The following is an 18,759-nucleotide window of genomic DNA, read 5'->3' on the forward strand; positions in this document are numbered from 1 at the left end:
TAAAAAGCTTATTTTCACCATGAACAGTATCCAGTGGACCCGCTAGGCCGTGAAGCAGCTGCTCAGGCTGCAACGCGAACATCAGGTTCAAGTCCGCGATGCCATCAGCCTGTTGGCCGACATGCCCGATGTGGCTCAGGTCAGGGCATTGACCGGTCACGGCTACGCCTATCGACTGCGCGTCGGTCATTACCGAGTGTTGTTCGATTGGGACGGCGCGATTCACGTGATCAGTATCCAAGAGGTCAAAAGACGTGACGAACGCACCTACTGATATTCAGATCATCAACGACACGGACGGCAAGCCGGCGTTCGTGGTCATTCCCTATGCCCAGTACCTGGCCCGGTACAACAGCGCCGAGCTGATTCCCCATGATGTGGTCAGCCGTATCGTCGACGGCGCCACGCCGATCCGGGCCTGGCGCGAACACCTGCACCTGACCCAGGGTGAAGTCGCCCAGCGCCTGGGCATTTCCCAGCCGGCCTTCGCCCAGCAGGAAAGCGTCGCCAAGCCGCGCCGCGCCACCCGCGAGAAAATTGCCCGGGCGTTTGGCATTCGCGCCGACCAGCTGGAGCTGTAAGCTGCACGCCATTACCGGATCAAAGGAACGCTCATGAGCATCTGTGGCATCGAAATCAAAGGCAGCGAAGCCATCTTCGCCATCGCCTCCCTGCAGGGCGACGCCCTGCAGCACGTGGCCATCGCCACCAAGAAAATCGCCCTCGAAGACGACGATGAAGCGGCCAACGTCAAAGCCTTTGCTGCCCAGGTGGCGGCCTTTGTCCGTGACAACGGCATCAGCCGCATCGCCATCAAGAAGCGCAGCAAAAAAGGCGAATTCGCCGGCGGCCCGACCACCTTCAAGATCGAAGGCGTGTTTCAGCTGCTGGAAAACTGCGACGTGACCCTGCTCTCGCCGCAGACCATCAACGCGCAGAACAAGAAGCACAGCTTCGAGCTGCCAGGCACCCTCAACAAATACCAGCACGAGGCCTACAAAGCCGCCTGCTCGGCCCTCCTGAAAAAATAAAGGTTTGGCGTATTGGCGTTATGCGCTCTGGTGTTGTCGCCGATCCTCACGCGGGCACTTGGCAAACCTGGCGCGGTAACTGCGGGTGAAGTAGGACGGGGATTCAAAACCGCAGGCGATGCTGACTTCCAGCACGCTGAGGTCGGTCTGGCGCAGCAGTTGCCGCGCCTTATCCAGGCGCAGGCCGAGGTAGAAGTTGCTCGGTGTGTCGTTGAGGTGCAGGCGAAACAGGCGCTCCAGTTGCCTGCGGGTGACGTTGATTGATTCAGCCAGGGCCAGGGTGCTCAGCGGCGGTTCGCTGTGCTGTTCCATCTCGCCAATCACCTGCACCAGCTTCCGATTGCTGATGCCGTAGCGGCTGGCGACCTCCATGCGCTGGTGATCCTGGCGCGGGCGGATGCGGCCAAGCACGAACTGCTCACTGACCTGGACCGCCAGCGGCGCGCCATGGGCCTGGCCAATCAGGTCGAGCATCATGTCGATGGACGCGGTGCCGCCCGCCGAGGTGATGCGCCGTCGGTCGATTTCGAACAGCTCCTGGGTCACCCACAGCTGTGGATAAGACTCCTTGAACGCCTCGATGGCTTCCCAATGCAGGGTCAGGCGATGGCCTTCCAGCAGGCCGGCTTCGGCCAGGACCACGCTGCCGGTATCGATCCCGCCCAACGTCACGCCTTCCAGGTCGAGACGGCGCAACCAGTGCACCAGAGGCGCGGTCAGCGACTTCAACGGCTCGAAACCGGCCACCACCCATAGCGTTGCGCCCTTTTTCAAGGGTTCCAGCGCCGCATCGGCATTGACCGACATGCCATTGCTGGCCAGCACCGCCCCGCCGTCTGCGCTCAGCACGTGCCAGCGATACAGCTCGCCGCGAAAGCGGTTGGCCACCCGCAGCGGCTCGATGGCGGAAATAAAGCCAATGGCGGAGAAGCCCGGCATCAGCAGAAAGTAAAACTCCTGGGACATGAAACGCACTCGCAAGACGGGTGGCGTGGGGGCCTGTGATACGCCAATTGCCGGCTCCCGACAAGGGTCCAGGTCGCTGCAGTGCAAGAGCGGGTCGCCGCTGTGCGCTTTCCCTGGGCAGCAGCTGCGTACCTTGGCATTACCGGCGCACAAAGACCCCGGAACCCACAATAACGACCTGCCGAGGGAACCTCCATGAAACGACTGATCAGCAGCTGTGTTCTTGCACTCAGCGGTACCGCTTTCCTGAGTTCCGGCGCCATTGCCGCGGACGCCGCCAGTTGCCAGAACGTGCGCCTGGGCGTGGTCAACTGGACCGACGTCATCGCCACCAGCGCCATGACCCAAGTGCTGCTCGACGGCCTCGGCTACAAGACCAAACAGACCAGCGCCTCCCAGCAAATCATCTTCGCCGGCATCCGCGACCAGCGCCTGGATCTGTTCCTCGGCTACTGGAACCCGCTGATGACCCAGACCATCGCCCCCTTCGTCGAGGCCAAGCAGGTCAAGGTCCTGGCCGAACCCAGCCTCAAGGACGCCCGCGCGACCCTGGCGGTGCCCACTTACCTGGCGGACAAGGGGCTGAAAACCTTCGCCGACATCGCCCGTTTCGAAAAAGAGCTGGGCGGCAAGATCTACGGCATCGAGCCCGGCTCGGGGGCCAATACCCAGATCAAGGACATGATTGCCAAGAATCAGTTCGGCCTCGGCAAGTTCCAACTGGTGGAGTCCAGTGAAGCCGGGATGCTGTCGGCGGTGACCCGTGCGGTCAAACGCAACGAAGCCATCGTCTTCTTCGGCTGGGCGCCGCACCCGATGAACGTCAACCAGAAGATGACCTACCTCAGCGGCAGCGACGATGCCCTGGGCCCGAACGAAGGCATGGCCACGGTCTGGACCGTGACCGCGCCGAACTACGCCGAACAATGCCCGAACGTCAGCCGGCTGCTGAGCAACCTGACCTTCAGCGCCGAAGACGAGAGCCGCATGATGCAACCGCTGCTCGACCACAAGGACGCCCTGGAATCGGCCAAGCAATGGCTCAAGGACCATCCGCAGGACCAGCAACGCTGGCTTGAAGGCGTCACCACCTTCGATGGCAAGCCCGCCGACCAGCACCTGCAACTGACCAGTCAATAACCCCGATGCCCCGCTGCCTCGCAGCCGCTTCCCGGCTGCGAACGGCAGCGTCACGCCCACACATCACGCCTGCAAGGAACCCGCACCATGAACCACGACGTCATCATCACCTGCGCACTCACCGGTGCTGGCGACACGACCGCCAGGAGCCCCCACGTCCCGGTCACCCCCAAGCAGATCGCCGCCGCGGCGGTGGAGGCGGCCAAGGCCGGCGCCACCGTGGTCCATTGCCACGTGCGCGACCCACAGAGCGGCAAGTTCAGCCGTAACGTGGCGCTGTACCGCGAAGTCATGGAGCGCATTCGCGAGGCGGACATCGACATCATCGTCAACCTCACCGCCGGCATGGGCGGCGACCTGGAGATCGGCGCCGGGGAAAACCCCATGGAGTTCGGCCCTAACACCGACCTGGTGGGCCCACTGACGCGCCTGGCCCACGTCGAGGCGCTGCTGCCGGAAATCTGCACCCTGGACTGCGGCACCCTGAACTTCGGCGACGGCGACACCATTTACGTTTCCACCCCGGCGCAGCTGCGGGCCGGCGCCAGGCGCATCCAGGAACTGGGGGTGAAGGCCGAACTGGAAATCTTCGACACCGGGCACCTGTGGTTCGCCAAGCAGATGATCAAGGAAGGCCTGCTGGACAACCCGCTGTTCCAGCTGTGCCTGGGCATCCCCTGGGGCGCCCCGGCCGACACCACCACCATGAAGGCCATGGTCGACAACCTGCCGGCCGATGCGGTGTGGGCAGGTTTCGGCATCGGCCGCATGCAAATGCCAATGGCCGCGCAGGCGGTGTTGCTGGGCGGCAATGTGCGGGTCGGGCTGGAGGACAACCTCTGGCTGGACAAAGGCGTGCTGGCGACCAACGGCCAACTGGTGGAGCGCGCCACGCAAATCCTCAGCCGCCTCGGCGCGCGGGTCCTGACCCCGGCCGAAGGGCGGGCCAAGATGGGCCTGCCCCAGCGCCGCTGACCCGCCTCCCGACAAAACCGGCTTGCACAGCCCCTCGCACCCTTTTTTCAGGAATTTGCCATGCGTTTTATCACCGACATCAAAACCTTCGCCGCCCTGGGCAGCGGTGTCATCGGCAGCGGCTGGGTGGCTCGCGCCCTGGCCCACGGCCTGGACGTGGTGGCCTGGGACCCGGCCCCCGGCGCCGAAGCAGCCCTGCGGCAACGGGTGGCCAATGCCTGGGGCGCCCTGGAGCAACAAGGCCTGGCACCGGGCGCCGCGCAACAGCGCCTGCGTTTTGTCGCCACCATTGAGGAGTGCGTGAAGGACGCCGACTTCATCCAGGAAAGCGCCCCGGAGCGCCTGGAGCTGAAGTTGCAGTTGCATAGCCAGATCAGCGCCGCAGCCAAGCCCGATGCACTGATCGGCTCCAGCACCTCGGGGCTGCTGCCCAGCGAATTCTACGAAGGCGCGACCCACCCGGAACGCTGCGTGGTCGGCCACCCCTTCAACCCGGTGTACCTGCTGCCGCTGGTGGAAGTGGTGGGCGGCAAACACACTGCGCCCGAGGCGGTGCAGGCGGCAATGCGGGTCTATGAATCCCTGGGCATGCGCCCGCTGCATGTGCGCAAGGAGGTCCCGGGATTTATCGCCGACCGCCTGTTGGAAGCCCTGTGGCGCGAGGCGCTGCACCTGGTCAATGACGGCGTGGCCACCACGGGTGAAATCGACGACGCGATCCGCTTCGGCGCCGGCCTGCGCTGGTCGTTCATGGGCACCTTCCTCACCTATACCCTGGCGGGTGGCGATGCCGGCATGCGCCACTTCATGGCCCAGTTCGGGCCGGCGCTGCAACTGCCCTGGACCTACCTGCCCGCCCCGCCACTGACCGACAAGTTGATTGACAACGTGGTGCAAGGCACCAGTGAGCAGTTGGGCGAACGCAGCATTTCGGCCCTGGAGCGCTATCGTGATGATTGCCTGCTGGCGGTACTCGATGCGGTCAAGACCACCAAGGCCAAGCACGGCATGAACTTCAGCGACTGACCCGACGTGGCGAGGCCGCTGCGCCTCGCCCGATTTTCTTCGCCCCCTGGAACCCAGCCCATGCCCGCACTGCTCACCTACAGCACCCCCGTCCTGCCTGAGTGGGTCGACTACAACGGCCATCTGCGCGACGCCTTTTACCTGCTGATTTTCAGCTACGCCACCGACGCCCTGATGGACCGCCTGGGCCTGGACAGCGAGAACCGCGAAACCAGCGGCCACTCGCTGTTCACCCTGGAGCTGCATCTGAATTACCTGCATGAAGTGAAACTCGGCACCCAGGTCGAGGTGCACACCCAACTGATCGCTCACGATCGCAAACGCCTGCACCTCTACCACAGCCTGCATCAGGTCGGTGACCCGCAGATGCTGGCCGGCAACGAGCAGATGCTGCTGCATGTCGACCTGGCCGGCCCACGCTCGACACCGTTCAGCGAGGCTGTACTGGAACGCCTGCAAGCCATTGCTGCCGAGCAGTTGGAACTGCCGGCCCCGGCGTATCTGGGGCGGGTCATGGCCTTGCCGGCGGAAAAATGAACCCGGGCGAAGGATCGCCCGCCGCTCAAGCCACGCCTTTTCGCGCAGACAAAAAAAGCCCCGATCAAGCCGTGACAGGATCGAGGCAGGGAGTGCTTTGCCAAGGAGCTGTAGTAAGAGGGTGACCAAACCGTCGTGACATCAGCTGGGGTTCAGTCTGCCTGCTCGGCCCTGGCGCTGGTTAGCTGAATGCGACCTGTTCATAGGTAAACGGGCCACTGGGCGACCTTCAGACGTCCTCGGTGTACAGCACCACCGTCACATAGAAATAGCCGATCTTGTGCCACCGCTCCCGGCGGTTATGGGGCGTCTCTTCGGACCCCATGCTGAGTTGATAGGTGCGGCCGGCTCTTCGATCCAGGTAGTAGGTCATACGCGTTGTTTCCCAGCCACAGCAGACAAACTTCAAGTAATTTGTCTCCCCCGAGATGAGCCGCAAATAGCTCTCCACCTCTTGGGCATGCCGGCCTTCGACGCGATAGGTCGCGGTCAGCGGCGCGCCTTGCTGCTGCGGCGTGTATTTACACTCGACAAACTCGAGGACCTGGGGTGGATCGGCGCTGGCCCGAAGAAAGTCGGCACACTCCGGAGCAGCCCAGGCTCCGCTGGAAAACAGCCACAACACACCGGCCAGGGTCCCTCTGAACAGCACTTTCATCGACTACAGCTCCTTGGTTTCCAAGTGGGCGGCCGTCCCTGTCGAACACCGACCGCCGGCGCAGAATACCTTGGGCGCCAGGACCGGTGATGCGTTATCTGCGACGCAGGCGGCGCCCTGGAAAGCAGGCCCGGGGACTGCACTTAGTCGAAAACGACCTGTTCATAGGTAAACGGGCCATGGCGACGATTTGCCCTTGCCGACTCCCGGGCGGCCTACCAGAATCGATCCACCACCCCGCTCCCTGAATAAGGATAAGAGTCATGATGCACGCGGATCTGATTGATCAGGATGACCTGCTCGGCCAACTCCGGGCCCTGGGTTTCGAGATGCCGGCTGGCGCCACCGCCGACCAGGCGTGTGAGTACGCGGTGCGCGGCTTGAGCGATGCGCGGGTCCGGGCGCTCAAGGGCATGGTCGAGCAGATGCTGACCGGCAACGCGACCATTCTTCCGGCCGTGCGCCAGGCCATCGACCAACAGTTGCTGCCGGCCCTGGCCCAGTACCGCAACAGCCACGCCTGAGCCGTCGCCGGCAAAGGATCCGAGGGTGTAGAGTGCGGGTCCTTTCAGCCCTCTGGAACCCGCCCCATGCCGCGAATCGAACACTGTCAGTCAGCCCGACAACCGGGCTGGCTGGAGTTGCGCCAGGCGCTCTGGCCGGACAGTTCGCGCCAGGAGCACCTGGACGAAATCACTGATTTGCTGAGTGACCCGCGGCGCTATATCAACCTGCTCGCCTACACCGCCGATGGCCAACCCGCGGGCCTGGCCGAAGCCTCGCTGCGCCGCGATTACGTGAATGGCACCGAACATTCGCCGGTGGTGTTTCTGGAAGGCTTGTATGTGGTCGCCGAACAGCGGCGCCAGGGGATTGCCGAGCAATTGATCAACGCCGTCGCCCAATGGGGACGAGATCAGGGCTGCGGGGAAATGGCGTCGGATACCGGCCTGGAAAACCTGTTGAGCCAGACCGTGCACAAGGCGCTCGGTTTCGAGGAAACCGAGCGCGTCGTGTACTTCAAGAAAACGCTGTGACTACAGGCGCACGCTGGCGAATGTCGACTCGTTGCGCGCCTGGCTCAGGGCCGACAGCGGGCCCGAGAGTGGCGCCAGCACCAGCGCCTGGGGGATCGGCATCATCGCTACCTGCTGGGTGGTGTTGGAACCGACGCGCTCATCCCGCGGCGGAATGCCGAAGTATTCGCGGTAGCACTTGGAGAAATGCGGCGTGGAGACAAAACCGCAGACCGACGCCACTTCGATGATCGACATCGGCGTCTGCTTGAGCAGTTGCCGGGCGCGGATCAGCCGCAGCTTGAGGTAATAGCGCGACGGCGAACAGTGCAGGTACTTCTGGAACAGCCGCTCCAGCTGACGCCGCGAAACAGCGACGTACACTGCCAGCTCGTCGAGATCGATCGGCTCTTCGAGGTTGGCTTCCATCAACGCAACGATTTCCTGGAGCTTCGGCTGGTTGGTGCCGAGCATGTGCTTGAGCGGCACGCGCTGGTGATCCTGCTCGTTGCGGATACGTTCGTAGACGAACATTTCCGAGATCGCGGCGGACAGTTCACGGCCGTGATCGCGGCTGATCAAGTGCAGCATCATGTCCAGCGGCGCAGTGCCACCGGAGCTGGTGAAGCGGTTGCGGTCGAGGGTAAACAGGCGGGTGCTCATGGCGACCCGGGGAAAGGCTTCCTGCATCGACGCCAGGCATTCCCAGTGCACGCTGCAATCGAAACCGTCGAGCAGGCCGGCGCACGCCAGGGCCCAGCTGCCGGTGCACACGGCACCCAGGCGTCGTGACTGGCGGGCCTGGCTTTGCAGCCAGGACACGTGTTCACGGGTTACGGTGCGCTGGATACCAATGCCGCCGCAGACAATCACGGTGTCGAGGACGGGCGCTTTGTGCATGGAGGCGTCGGGGGTGATCTGCAGGCCATCGCTGGCCCAGACTTGCCCGCCATCGACGCTGAGGGTGGTCCAGCGATACAGCTCGCGACCGGACAGCTGGTTGGCCATGCGCAGCGGTTCGACTGCGGAGGCCAGAGAAATCAGCGTGAAATTGTCCAGCAGCAAAAAGCCGATGGATTGAGGCGCACGGTTCTGGGGTTGAGCCCCGGAGTTGAACGACGTCATCGCGGTATCTCCTCACACAAAGCGGGTGATGGCCTCAGGCGGAGGCTCTTGTTATTGCCATCATTCTCTTGCAGAGAAGGGCTTTGTCATGACAGAGCAATTGCCATGCCTAAAGTTGAATGGCCATTCAATAACTCCTGAAAACGACATCGCGGGGTGTCTATATAAGCCACGCGCGCAGTGGGGGTTATAAGCACCGGCAATTGCCCCCAGCGCCCTCGCCCGGGGCCTGTGAGCAGTTCGGTAGCACTTGTGGGAACTGCGTCGCGGGGCCCTGGCGGGGAGTGTCACCACAAGCACGGGTGACAGGCGGTCAGGGCCGGATTGGATTCCGGCCCCGGGAAAGGGGCTTATCTGTTTGCGACGCGCTAAAAGGTGGCGCGGTGTGGGTGGCGTGTTCCTTTAGCGCGCAGCGGCGAGCGGCGGAAAAATGAGCATGTGCCTGACTCAGCACTCCACCGCACTCACCGCCAGGCCACCGCGCGAGGTCTCCTTGTATTTGTCGTGCATGTCGGCGCCGGTATCGCGCATGGTGCGGATCACCCGGTCCAGGGAGATAAAGTGCTGGCCGTCGCCGCGCAGGGCCATTTGCGCGGCATTGATCGCCTTGACCGCGGCAATCGCGTTGCGCTCGATGCACGGCACCTGCACCAGGCCGCCGACCGGGTCGCAGGTCAGGCCGAGGTTGTGCTCCAGGCCAATTTCAGCGGCGTTGCACAATTGCTCCGGGGTCGCGCCGAGGATCTCCGCCAACCCGGCCGCCGCCATGGCGCAGGCCGAACCGACTTCGCCCTGGCAACCGACTTCGGCCCCCGAGATCGACGCATTCTTTTTACAGAGGATGCCCACCGCCGCCGCGCCGAGGAAATAGTCGACCACGTTGGCCTCGGTCACCACTTCGCTGAACTTCATAAAGTAGTGCAGCACCGCCGGGATGATCCCGGCCGCGCCGTTGGTGGGTGCGGTGACCATGCGCCCGCCGGCAGCGTTCTCTTCGTTGACTGCCAGGGCGAACAGGTTGACCCATTCCATGGCCGACAGGGTCGAGCCAATGACGTTGGGCTTGTTCAGTTCCTGCAAGCTGCGGTGCAGGCGCGCCGCACGGCGCCGCACATTCAGCCCGCCGGGCAGGATGCCTTCGTGCTTGAGGCCCTGCTCGACGCAGTCCTGCATGGCCCGCCAGAGGGTCAGCAGGCCACTGCGAATTTCCTCCTCGGAGCGCCAGACTTTTTCATTGGCCATCATCAGTTCCGCGACCCGCAGGTTGTGGGTCTGGCACAGGCTCAGCAGCTCCACCGCGCTGGAGAAGTCGTAGGGCAATTCGGTGCGATCCAGGTCGACCACGCCGCTGCTGGCCTGGGCCTGGTCGACGACAAACCCGCCGCCGACCGAATAGTAGGTGTCGCGATGCACCTCGGCGTTTGCGCCGATCGCGACCAGGGTCATGGCATTGGGGTGGAACGGCAGGTTTTCGTCGATCAGCTGCATGTCCCGGGCCCAGATAAAGGGGATCGGCAGGCGGCCGTCCAGCAGCAGGGTCTGGGTTTCACGCAGCCGGTCGATGCGCGGACCGATCTGCGACGGGTCGATCGCGTCCGGCCACTCGCCCATCAGGCCCATGATTACCGCGTTGTCGCTGCCGTGGCCGATACCGGTGGCTGACAGCGAACCAAAGAGTTGCACCTCGACCCGCTGCACCTGCTCCAGTAGCTGCTTTTCCCTGAGCGATTGCACGAACAAGGCGGCGGCGCGCATGGGGCCGACGGTGTGGGAACTGGAAGGACCGATGCCGATTTTGAACAGGTCGAAAACACTGATAGCCATGACAGCAAAACTCCTCGAATGAGCACACTCCGGGCGGCGCGGCGCCCGCTGACGGAGCTGCTACGCTCAAGCTGCAATCCGCCGAGATGGGCGCATCATCAGGCTTTTTCCACGGTGCTCGACGTCTGACACCGACTCACCCATGCCCAGCAACGCCGCAACCCGATAACCAAGGGTTTTGGCCGCTTTTTGCGGTGCAGAGCGGCAAAAAGTCCTGAAAAAAGCTGTAAACGACCTCACTGACACTGGATGCGACCCTCCCTGTACTGGATACGACGCACCCTGTAGGCGTCAGATTTTCACTGGTACATGATCAGTCTCGACTCGATTGCAAGGCACCGTGGCACAGCTGTCCCACGCGCCCCAACCGCCACGCTTATAAGTGCGGTAAGAACGCCGCCAAAAAGAAGACACCCAGGAGTCCCCCCCGATGAAAGGTTCCCCCTCGTTGTTGTTGGCCGCCATGCTGAGTCTGCCGCTTCTGGCACAAGCCGCAGAACCGGCGCAATGCAGTACCGTTAACTTCTCAGATGTTGGCTGGACCGACATCACCGTGACCACCGCCACCACCAGCGTGGTCCTCGATGCACTGGGCTACAAAACCAAGACCACGATGATTTCCGTACCGGTGACCTACAAGTCCCTGGCCGACGGCAAGAACATGGACGTGTTCCTCGGCAACTGGATGCCGACCATGGAAAACGACATCAAGGCCTACCGTGATGCCGGCACCGTCGACACCCTGCGCGCCAACCTGGAGAACGCCAAGTACACCCTGGCGGTCCCGGAAGAGCTGTACAACAAGGGGCTCAAGGATTTCGCCGACATCGCCAAATTCAAGAAGGAGCTGGACGGCAAGATCTACGGGATCGAGCCCGGCAACGACGGCAATCGCCTGATCCAGAGCATGATCGATAAGAACGCCTTCGGCCTCAAAGACGCCGGGTTCAAGGTGGTCGAGTCCAGCGAAGCCGGCATGCTGTCCCAGGTCGATCGTGCCCAGCGGCGCAACACCGCCGTGGTATTCCTGGGCTGGGAACCGCACCCGATGAACACCCGTTTCAAGATGAAGTACCTCACCGGGGGTGACGAGTTCTTCGGCCCCAACTTCGGCCAGGCCACCATCTACACCAACACGCGCAAGGGTTACGCCCAGGAATGCAGCAACGTCGGCCAGTTGCTGAAGAACCTCTCGTTCACCCTGAACATGGAAAGCACCCTGATGGGCAACGTGCTGGACGACAAAATGAAGCCGGATGTGGCCGCCAAGGCCTGGCTGAAAAACAACCCGCAAGTGCTGGATACCTGGCTCGCCGGGGTCACCACCATTGATGGCAAACCCGGCCTTGAGGCGGTCAAGGCCAAGCTTGCACAGGCTGCTAACTAAGTCACTCGCTTACGCCGGGCGGGCCAGTTCCGCCCGGGCTGTTTTTTCCTTGCATGCGGACGTTCACTACCATGCTGACTGATCATAAAATCCCTCTAGGCCAGTACATCGCTGCCTTCGTTGAATGGTTGACGCAACACGGCGCCAGCACATTCGATGCGATCGCCACGACCCTGGAAACGATGATCCACGGCGTGACGTTTGCGCTGACCTGGTTCAACCCGCTGGCATTGATCGGGCTGATCGCCTTGCTCGCGCACGTCATTCAACGCAAATGGGGCCTGACCGCCTTTGTAGTGCTGTCGTTTCTGCTGATCCTGAACCTGGGCTATTGGCAGGAAACCATGGAAACCCTGGCCCAGGTGCTGTTCGCCACCCTGGTCTGCGTGGTCATCGGCGTGCCGTTGGGCATCGTCGCCGCGCACAAGCCGATGTTCTACACCATGATGCGTCCGGTACTCGATCTGATGCAGACCGTACCGACCTTCGTCTACCTCATTCCTACCCTGACCCTGTTCGGTCTGGGGGTGGTGCCCGGGCTGATTTCCACGGTGGTGTTCGCGATTGCCGCGCCGATCCGCCTGACCTACCTGGGTATCCGCGATGTCCCGCAAGAGCTGATGGACGCCGGCAAGGCCTTTGGCTGCTCGCGGCGCCAATTGCTGTCGCGTATCGAATTGCCCCACGCCATGCCGAGCATCGCCGCCGGGATCACCCAGTGCATCATGCTCTCGCTGTCGATGGTGGTGATCGCCGCCCTGGTCGGCGCCGATGGCCTGGGCAAGCCGGTGGTCAACGCACTCAACACCGCCGATATCGCCCTGGGCTTCGAAGCCGGGCTGGCCATTGTGCTGCTGGCGATCATGCTCGACCGGATCTGCAAACAACCCGACGCCAAAGTAGGGAGCGACGCATGAGCATTATTCGCTTCGATAACGTAGACGTTATCTTCTCCAAAGATCCCCGCGAGGCCCTGAAACTGCTGGACCAGGGCATGACCCGCAACGAGATCCTGAAAAAGACCGGCCAGATCGTCGGCGTGGAAAAAGCCAGCCTCGATGTGGAAAAAGGCGAGATCTGCGTGCTGATGGGCCTCTCCGGCTCCGGCAAATCCAGCTTGCTGCGCTGCATCAACGGCTTGAACACCGTCAGCCGTGGGCACCTGTTCGTCGAGCACGAAGGCAAACAGATCGACATCGCCGCCTGCACCGCCGCCGAACTGAAGATGATGCGCACCAAGCGCATCGCCATGGTGTTCCAGAAGTTCGCCCTGATGCCCTGGCTGACGGTGCGCGAGAACATCAGCTTCGGCCTGGAAATGCAGGGCCGCCCGGAAAAGGAACGGCGCAAGCTGGTGGAGGAAAAGCTCGAGCTGGTGGGCCTGACCCAATGGCGCAACAAGAAGCCCGATGAGCTCTCCGGCGGCATGCAACAGCGTGTGGGCCTGGCCCGCGCCCTGGCGATGGACGCCGATATCCTGCTGATGGACGAACCCTTCTCGGCCCTCGACCCGCTGATTCGCCAGGGCCTGCAGGACGAGTTGCTGGAACTGCAACGCAAGCTGAGCAAGACCATCGTCTTCGTCAGCCACGACCTCGACGAAGCGCTGAAACTGGGCAGCCGCATCGCCATCATGAAAGACGGGCGGATCATCCAGTACAGCAAGCCGGAGCAGATCGTGCTCAACCCGGCCGACGACTATGTGCGTACGTTCGTTGCCCACACCAATCCGCTGAACGTGCTCTGCGGGCGCAGCCTGATGCGCACCCTGGACAACTGCAAACGCATCAACGGCTCGGTATGTCTGGACCCGGGCGGCGACTCCTGGCTCGACCTGGCCGAAGGCAACACCATCAAGGGCGCACGCCAGAACGGTGCCAGCCTCGACCTGCAGAACTGGGCACCCGGCCAGGCGGTGGAAGGCCTGGAGCGCCGGCCGACCCTGGTGGACTCCAATATCGGCATGCGCGACGCCTTGCAAATCCGCTACCAGACCGGCAACAAACTGGTGCTGCACGACAACAACAAAGTGGTGGGGATCCTTGGCGACAGCGAGCTCTACCATGCGTTGCTGGGCAAGAACCTGGGGTAATCCCCCGGACATGAAAACGCCGCGAGGATCGCGGCGTTTTCATTGATGCAGCACTGAGTGTGTGTGTGGCGAGGGAGCTTGCTCCCGTTCGGGCGTCCGGCGTTCCGGGGCGAAGCAGCCGTAAAGCCCGGCTCCGCGATCCGACTGCTGGAGCCCGATTGCAGTCATCGGGGTGGCGGTGCCACCCAACTGGAGCAAGCGCCCTCGCCAAAGGGTCACACCGCCCTTTTCAACCCTCAGCTATAGACACGGCCAAGGAGCTGCCGATGGCTTTCAAACTGATCGAGCACGTCCCGGGTGATCTGCTCCGGGGTGAAGCCCATCAGGTCGTATTCCTGGCTGCCGTTGTGCAGGTAAACCTCGGCGCGGTAGTAGCGCGTGCGCTCTTCCTCGGCCTCGGTGGACTCGCTCGGCGTGGCCAGGTAGCCATCCAGGCTCACCTCGTAGACAAACGGGTTGCCCTCTTCCATCTCGATCCGCACGCCCATGCAGCGCTTGGATTTGCCCAGCAGGGTCTGCACGTCCAGACCCTGAGCACGCAGCAATTGCGCGGCTTCTTCCAGGGCCGGGGTGACTTTCTTGTCCATGAACCGCTGAACCACCGACTGGGTCGGTTGCAGGTCCAGGGCAGTCAGGCGCTCGCTGAAGCCACGACGCCCACGTTCCGCCAGTTGCGCCTGCTCCTGTTCGATCTGCACGTCCTGGCGCATGGCCTTGTGCAAGCCGAACATGAAGAAGATCAGCACCACCGAGAACGGCAGCCCCGCCAGCACCACCATGGTTTGCATGGCTTCGAAGTTGCCGGCGAACAGCAGGCCGATGGTCACCAGGGTGATCACCGCCGACCAGAAGATCCGCAGCCAGTGCGGCGCGTCTTCGTCAACATTGCCGCCTTTGCAGGACAGGTTGGCCATCATCACCGCGCCGGAGTCGGCCGGGGTCAGGAACAGCACGAAGCCGACGAAAATCGATACACCGATCACCACCTTCGACGCCGGGTAATGCTCAAGCAATTGGTAGATGGCCATGGACGGCTGTTCCAGCGCCGTCTTTCCAAGCTCCACCGCCCCATGGTTCATCACCAGGTCCAGGGCCGAGTTACCGAAGATCGACAGCCACGCCAGGGTAAAGCCCAGGGGAATCAGCAATACGCCCGCCACCAGTTCACGCACCGTACGGCCACGGGAAATACGCGCGATGAACATGCCGACAAAAGGTGCCCAGGAAATCCACCAGGCCCAGTAGAACAGGGTCCACAGGCCCAGCCAGCGATCGGATTTGGCGCTGTCGCCCTCATACACATAGAGGTCGAAGGTTTTCAGCACCACGCCGTTGAGGTAGTCGCCGATATTCTGCACAAAGCCGTTGAGCAGGTGCAGGGTCGGGCCGAACAACAGCACGAAAATCAGCAGGCCGCTGAACAGCACGATGTTCAGGTTGGACAGGCGGCGGATGCCGTTTTCCACACCCGATACCGCGGCGATGGTGGCCACGGTGCTCATGACGATGATCACGATCAGCAGGTTGGTGTTGCTGTGCTCCATGCCGAACAGGTTTTCCAACCCCGAGGACACCTGCATCGAGCCGATACCCAGGTTGGTCACCAGGCCCAGCAGGGTCACGAACATGCCGAAGCCATCCACCGCGTGGCCCGCCGCGCCCTTGACCCAACGCTCGCCCACCAGCGGATACAGCGCCGAACGCAAGGCCAGCGGCTGGTTGTGCCGGTACGCAAAATAGGCCACGGCCAGCCCGACCAGGGCATAGATCGCCCAGCCATGCAGGCCCCAGTGGAGGAATGTCAGCTGCACCGCCTGGCGCGCGGCCAGGTTGCTGCCGGCGACACCCTCGGGCGGGTTGAAGTAGTGATCCAGCGGCTCGGACGCACCGAAGTACAACAGCGAGATGCCAATACCGGAGGAAAACAGCATGCCGGCCCAAGCGCCGTAGCTGAAATCAGGGGTGTCGTCCTTGCTGCCCAGCTTGAGCTTGCCGTAGGACGAAAATGCCAGGCCCACCACGAACACCAGGTAGGCGGCGATCACCACCATGTAGTACCAGCCGAAGCTGCGGGACAGCCAGGCCTGGGCAATGCCCAGCATGCTGCCGGCCTCTTTCGGGGCGATGATCAGAATGGCGGTCAACAGCAGAATCAGCGCGGTAGAGGTGTAAAACACCCAACCGTTGACCCGCACCTTCTCTGGTGGGGTCTTTATAAGGGAGGCAGAACTCATGGCACAGATGCTCCAGGCAGTGCGAGAGAAGAACGCAAGGCAACGCGATACCCGACCAATCGGTTAGTTGGCAGCCGACCGGCGGGTGATATAAAGACACCCCGAAAAAAAACCGAAACCGCAGAAGTCACATTGAGCACCGGTATCCAAGGCTTGCCACGAGCTGTTCGTTCGTCACTGGCCCCAAGAGCGTCCCGCCCCGTCAACACGTCCTTTCCAGCCGGTTCTTGCCATGCCACCTGTCAGTTTTGGAGCTATTTCGGAGGTCGTTTTTCCGCCCTCTACACGCAGGAAAAACCTGTAGGCAGCGACGATTTGTCGCAGATCTTATTCTTTGTTGATTGAACGTTCAATCAAAACAAAATAGACTGGCCCCTACGCCGGTAGCCGTTCTACGTCTGCCGGCAGGCCTAAGGAGAGGTGCAAGATGCCCAAGGTCGGTATGCAACCCATACGCCGCCAGCAATTGATCGAAGCCACGTTACAGGCCGTCGATCAGGTCGGAATGGGGGACGCCAGCATTGCGCTGATCGCCCGTTTGGCCGGTGTCTCGAACGGCATCATCAGTCACTACTTTCAGGACAAGAACGGCCTGATTGCCGCCACCATGCGGTACCTGATGAACGCCCTGATAGAGAACGTCACCGAGCGTCGTCAGGCGCTGACAGATGACAGCCCGCGGGCCCATCTGCAGGTGATTATCGAAGGCAACTTCGACGCCAGCCAGGTCAATGGCCCGGCAATGAAAACCTGGCTGGCCTTCTGGGCCACCAGCATGCACCACCCGTCTTTGCACAGGTTGCAGCGGATCAACGATCACCGTCTGTATTCCAACCTGTGTTGCCAGTTCCGCCGTGTCCTGCCGCTGGATGAAGCACGCAGCGCAGCACGAGGCCTGGCAGCCCTGATCGACGGTTTGTGGTTGCGCGGCGCGCTGTCCGGAGACGCCTTCGACACCGCACAGGCGCAACAGATCGCTTACGAATACATGGATTTCCAATTGGCTAAGCAGGAGCGCTAGAGCACACAGAGACGCTCGGCCCCCTGAACTGCCGCTGACCCGCGATGCCCAAGCTACAAGGCCCGCCCAGCGGTTAACGCCAACCACTTATGCACTTGCGAGGACTATATGGCCCGTTTCGAACTGCAAAAACTCTACATCGACGGCGGTTATACCGACGCCAGCAGCGACGCCACCTTCGAAGCCATCAACCCGGCTAACGGTGAAGTCCTCGCACAAGTGCAGCGTGCGACCAAGGACGACGTCGAGCGCGCCGTGGTCAGCGCCGAAAAGGGCCAGAAAATCTGGGCCGCCATGACCGCCATGGAGCGTTCGCGTATCCTGCGTCGCGCCGTCGAGATCCTGCGTGAGCGCAACGACGAACTGGCCGCCCTGGAAACCCTGGACACCGGCAAATCGTTCTCCGAAACCAAATACGTCGACATCGTCACCGGCGCCGACGTGCTGGAATACTACGCCGGCCTGGTGCCCGCCATCGAAGGCGAGCAGATCCCGCTGCGTACCACCTCTTTCGTCTACACCCGTCGCGAGCCCCTGGGCGTCGTGGCCGGTATCGGCGCCTGGAACTACCCGATCCAGATCGCCCTGTGGAAATCCGCTCCAGCCCTGGCGGCCGGCAACGCGATGATCTTCAAGCCAAGTGAAGTCACCTCGCTGACCACCCTGAAACTGGCCGAGATCTACACCGAAGCCGGCCTGCCGGACGGTGTGTTCAACGTCCTGACCGGCAGCGGCCGTGAAGTCGGCACCTGGCTGACCGAGCACCCGCGCATCGAGAAAATCTCCTTCACCGGCGGCACCGACACCGGCAAGAAAGTCATGGCCAGCGCCTCCAGCTCCTCGCTGAAAGACGTGACCATGGAACTGGGTGGCAAGTCGCCGCTGATCATTTTCGACGACGCCGACCTCGATCGCGCCGCCGACACCGCGATGATGGCCAACTTCTACAGCTCCGGTCAGGTCTGCACCAACGGCACTCGGGTGTTCGTACCGAGCCACCTGAAAGCCGCTTTCGAAGCCAAGATCGTCGAGCGCGTTGCACGCATCCGCATCGGCAACCCAGAAGATGAAAACACCAACTTCGGCCCGCTGGTCAGCTTCGCCCACATGGAAAGCGTGCTCGGCTACATCGCCAAGGGTAAGGAAGAAGGGGCTCGCGTCCTGTGCGGCGGCGAGCGTCTGACCCAGGGTGACCTGGCCAAGGGCGCGTTCGTGGCGCCAACCGTCTTCACTGACTGCACCGACGAGATGACCATCGTCCGCGAAGAAATCTTCGGCCCGGTGATGAGCATCCTGACCTACGAAACTGAAGAAGAAGTCATCCGTCGTGCCAACGACACCGACTTCGGCCTCGCTGCCGGCCTGGTCACCAAAGACCTGAACCGCGCCCACCGCGTGATTCATCAGCTCGAAGCCGGTATCTGCTGGATCAACGCCTGGGGTGAATCCGACGCGAAGATGCCGGTTGGCGGCTACAAGCAATCCGGTGTGGGCCGTGAGAACGGCATCAGCTCGCTGAATAACTTCACCCGCATCAAATCGGTACAGGTTGAGCTGGGCGATTACGCCTCGGTGTTCTAAGACCCGATTGAGCCTGGCATGGCCCCCGTGGCGAGGGAGCTTGCTCCCATCGGGCTGCGAAGCAGCCCCATTCCAGGCACCGCCGTTCTTTCAGACCGAACTCGAGCGCTGACTTTGCGACTGCTGCGCAGTCGAACGGGAGCAAG

General features: G+C 62.4%; 19 protein-coding genes. 14 read left to right on the forward strand and 5 right to left on the reverse strand.

Annotated features, from left to right (window positions below; genetic code table 11):
* The first annotated feature begins 49 nt into the window (after window positions 1-49).
* The 3 genes from AC19YX_RS13745 to AC19YX_RS13755 are packed head-to-tail and all read left to right on the forward strand — an operon-like array spanning window position 50 to window position 1,031.
* Window positions 50-274, forward strand: a complete 225-nt coding sequence (locus tag AC19YX_RS13745; RefSeq protein WP_500606461.1) for a type II toxin-antitoxin system RelE family toxin — start codon at window positions 50-52, stop codon at window positions 272-274.
* A complete protein-coding gene (locus AC19YX_RS13750) occupies window positions 255-581 on the forward strand; it encodes a helix-turn-helix domain-containing protein (RefSeq protein WP_500606462.1) in 327 nt (108 codons plus the stop codon). The genes AC19YX_RS13745 and AC19YX_RS13750 overlap by 20 nt, the downstream gene beginning before the upstream one ends.
* Before the next feature lie 33 nt (window positions 582-614).
* Entirely contained in the window at window positions 615-1,031 is a 417-nt protein-coding gene (locus tag AC19YX_RS13755; RefSeq protein ID WP_078472782.1) for a DUF3010 family protein, read from the forward strand.
* Between the two features lie 18 nt (window positions 1,032-1,049).
* Here the strand turns inward: AC19YX_RS13755 and AC19YX_RS13760 are convergent, their stop codons facing one another.
* Window positions 1,050-1,997 carry a GlxA family transcriptional regulator gene (locus AC19YX_RS13760; protein WP_201128359.1) on the reverse strand — a complete coding sequence of 316 codons (948 nt, stop codon included), beginning with the start codon at window positions 1,995-1,997 and terminating at the stop codon, window positions 1,050-1,052.
* A 195-nt stretch (window positions 1,998-2,192) separates the two neighbouring features.
* Here AC19YX_RS13760 and AC19YX_RS13765 point away from each other — a divergent pair, with 195 nt between their 5' ends.
* From AC19YX_RS13765 to AC19YX_RS13780, 4 genes are all read left to right on the forward strand, one after another.
* Window positions 2,193-3,137: a choline ABC transporter substrate-binding protein gene (locus AC19YX_RS13765; protein WP_421549584.1), complete on the forward strand. Its 945-nt coding sequence runs from the start codon at window positions 2,193-2,195 to the stop codon at window positions 3,135-3,137.
* A gap of 87 nt (window positions 3,138-3,224) precedes the next feature.
* Window positions 3,225-4,112 (forward strand): 3-dehydrocarnitine:acetyl-CoA trimethylamine transferase CdhC, encoded by an 888-nt coding sequence (gene cdhC / locus AC19YX_RS13770; RefSeq protein ID WP_500606463.1) that lies wholly within the window; start codon window positions 3,225-3,227, stop codon window positions 4,110-4,112.
* Between the two features lie 60 nt (window positions 4,113-4,172).
* Entirely contained in the window at window positions 4,173-5,138 is a 966-nt protein-coding gene (locus AC19YX_RS13775; protein WP_500606464.1) for an L-carnitine dehydrogenase, read from the forward strand.
* Window positions 5,139-5,198: 60 nt separating this feature from the next.
* A complete protein-coding gene (locus AC19YX_RS13780) occupies window positions 5,199-5,675 on the forward strand; it encodes a thioesterase family protein (protein WP_421549586.1) in 477 nt (158 codons plus the stop codon).
* 229 nt (window positions 5,676-5,904) lie between these two features.
* Here the strand turns inward: AC19YX_RS13780 and AC19YX_RS13785 are convergent, their stop codons facing one another.
* Window positions 5,905-6,333, reverse strand: coding sequence for a DUF4952 domain-containing protein (locus AC19YX_RS13785; protein WP_201128366.1), 429 nt, complete (start codon window positions 6,331-6,333; stop codon window positions 5,905-5,907).
* 263 nt (window positions 6,334-6,596) lie between these two features.
* Between AC19YX_RS13785 and AC19YX_RS13790 the strand changes: the two genes are divergently transcribed.
* Window positions 6,597-6,857, forward strand: a complete 261-nt coding sequence (locus AC19YX_RS13790; protein WP_078472775.1) for a hypothetical protein — start codon at window positions 6,597-6,599, stop codon at window positions 6,855-6,857.
* Between the two features lie 66 nt (window positions 6,858-6,923).
* Window positions 6,924-7,370, forward strand: a complete 447-nt coding sequence (gene aac(6') / locus AC19YX_RS13795; RefSeq protein WP_500606465.1) for an aminoglycoside 6'-N-acetyltransferase — start codon at window positions 6,924-6,926, stop codon at window positions 7,368-7,370.
* On the opposite strand, the gene gbdR is transcribed toward aac(6'), so the two are convergent.
* Both gbdR and AC19YX_RS13805 read right to left on the reverse strand, forming a co-directional pair.
* Window positions 7,371-8,474 carry a choline metabolism transcriptional regulator GbdR gene (gene gbdR / locus AC19YX_RS13800; RefSeq protein WP_020295353.1) on the reverse strand — a complete coding sequence of 368 codons (1,104 nt, stop codon included), beginning with the start codon at window positions 8,472-8,474 and terminating at the stop codon, window positions 7,371-7,373.
* A 447-nt stretch (window positions 8,475-8,921) separates the two neighbouring features.
* The gene (locus AC19YX_RS13805; protein ID WP_078472773.1) at window positions 8,922-10,298 is read right to left on the reverse strand and encodes an L-serine ammonia-lyase; all 1,377 of its coding nucleotides are present in this window, start codon (window positions 10,296-10,298) and stop codon (window positions 8,922-8,924) included.
* Between the two features lie 430 nt (window positions 10,299-10,728).
* On the opposite strand from AC19YX_RS13805, the gene AC19YX_RS13810 reads away from it, so the two are divergent.
* From AC19YX_RS13810 to choV, 3 genes are all read left to right on the forward strand, one after another.
* Entirely contained in the window at window positions 10,729-11,685 is a 957-nt protein-coding gene (locus tag AC19YX_RS13810; protein ID WP_078472772.1) for a choline ABC transporter substrate-binding protein, read from the forward strand.
* A gap of 71 nt (window positions 11,686-11,756) precedes the next feature.
* Window positions 11,757-12,602: a choline ABC transporter permease subunit gene (choW, locus tag AC19YX_RS13815; protein ID WP_020295350.1), complete on the forward strand. Its 846-nt coding sequence runs from the start codon at window positions 11,757-11,759 to the stop codon at window positions 12,600-12,602.
* The gene (gene choV / locus AC19YX_RS13820) at window positions 12,599-13,777 is read left to right on the forward strand and encodes a choline ABC transporter ATP-binding protein (protein ID WP_078472771.1); all 1,179 of its coding nucleotides are present in this window, start codon (window positions 12,599-12,601) and stop codon (window positions 13,775-13,777) included. The genes choW and choV overlap by 4 nt, the downstream gene beginning before the upstream one ends.
* Before the next feature lie 236 nt (window positions 13,778-14,013).
* On the opposite strand, the gene AC19YX_RS13825 is transcribed toward choV, so the two are convergent.
* A complete protein-coding gene (locus AC19YX_RS13825) occupies window positions 14,014-15,954 on the reverse strand; it encodes a BCCT family transporter (protein WP_342032588.1) in 1,941 nt (646 codons plus the stop codon).
* Between the two features lie 484 nt (window positions 15,955-16,438).
* Here AC19YX_RS13825 and betI point away from each other — a divergent pair, with 484 nt between their 5' ends.
* A complete protein-coding gene (gene betI, locus AC19YX_RS13830) occupies window positions 16,439-17,032 on the forward strand; it encodes a transcriptional regulator BetI (protein WP_078472769.1) in 594 nt (197 codons plus the stop codon).
* A 108-nt stretch (window positions 17,033-17,140) separates the two neighbouring features.
* Entirely contained in the window at window positions 17,141-18,613 is a 1,473-nt protein-coding gene (gene betB, locus AC19YX_RS13835) for a betaine-aldehyde dehydrogenase (protein WP_078472768.1), read from the forward strand.
* Window positions 18,614-18,759: the final 146 nt, after the last annotated feature.

It is taken from the genome of Pseudomonas sp. MF09150, from assembly GCF_059862355.1.

Coding starts and splice junctions, on each gene's coding strand:
- AC19YX_RS13755 (WP_078472782.1), top strand. CDS start 615: ATGAGCATCTGTGGCATCGAAATCAAAGGCAGCGAAGCCATCTTCGCC.
- AC19YX_RS13760 (WP_201128359.1), bottom strand. CDS start 1,997: ATGTCCCAGGAGTTTTACTTTCTGCTGATGCCGGGCTTCTCCGCCATT.
- AC19YX_RS13765 (WP_421549584.1), top strand. CDS start 2,193: ATGAAACGACTGATCAGCAGCTGTGTTCTTGCACTCAGCGGTACCGCT.
- cdhC (WP_500606463.1), top strand. CDS start 3,225: ATGAACCACGACGTCATCATCACCTGCGCACTCACCGGTGCTGGCGAC.
- AC19YX_RS13775 (WP_500606464.1), top strand. CDS start 4,173: ATGCGTTTTATCACCGACATCAAAACCTTCGCCGCCCTGGGCAGCGGT.
- AC19YX_RS13780 (WP_421549586.1), top strand. CDS start 5,199: ATGCCCGCACTGCTCACCTACAGCACCCCCGTCCTGCCTGAGTGGGTC.
- AC19YX_RS13785 (WP_201128366.1), bottom strand. CDS start 6,333: ATGAAAGTGCTGTTCAGAGGGACCCTGGCCGGTGTGTTGTGGCTGTTT.
- AC19YX_RS13790 (WP_078472775.1), top strand. CDS start 6,597: ATGATGCACGCGGATCTGATTGATCAGGATGACCTGCTCGGCCAACTC.
- gbdR (WP_020295353.1), bottom strand. CDS start 8,474: ATGACGTCGTTCAACTCCGGGGCTCAACCCCAGAACCGTGCGCCTCAA.
- AC19YX_RS13805 (WP_078472773.1), bottom strand. CDS start 10,298: ATGGCTATCAGTGTTTTCGACCTGTTCAAAATCGGCATCGGTCCTTCC.
- AC19YX_RS13810 (WP_078472772.1), top strand. CDS start 10,729: ATGAAAGGTTCCCCCTCGTTGTTGTTGGCCGCCATGCTGAGTCTGCCG.
- choW (WP_020295350.1), top strand. CDS start 11,757: ATGCTGACTGATCATAAAATCCCTCTAGGCCAGTACATCGCTGCCTTC.
- choV (WP_078472771.1), top strand. CDS start 12,599: ATGAGCATTATTCGCTTCGATAACGTAGACGTTATCTTCTCCAAAGAT.
- betI (WP_078472769.1), top strand. CDS start 16,439: ATGCCCAAGGTCGGTATGCAACCCATACGCCGCCAGCAATTGATCGAA.
- betB (WP_078472768.1), top strand. CDS start 17,141: ATGGCCCGTTTCGAACTGCAAAAACTCTACATCGACGGCGGTTATACC.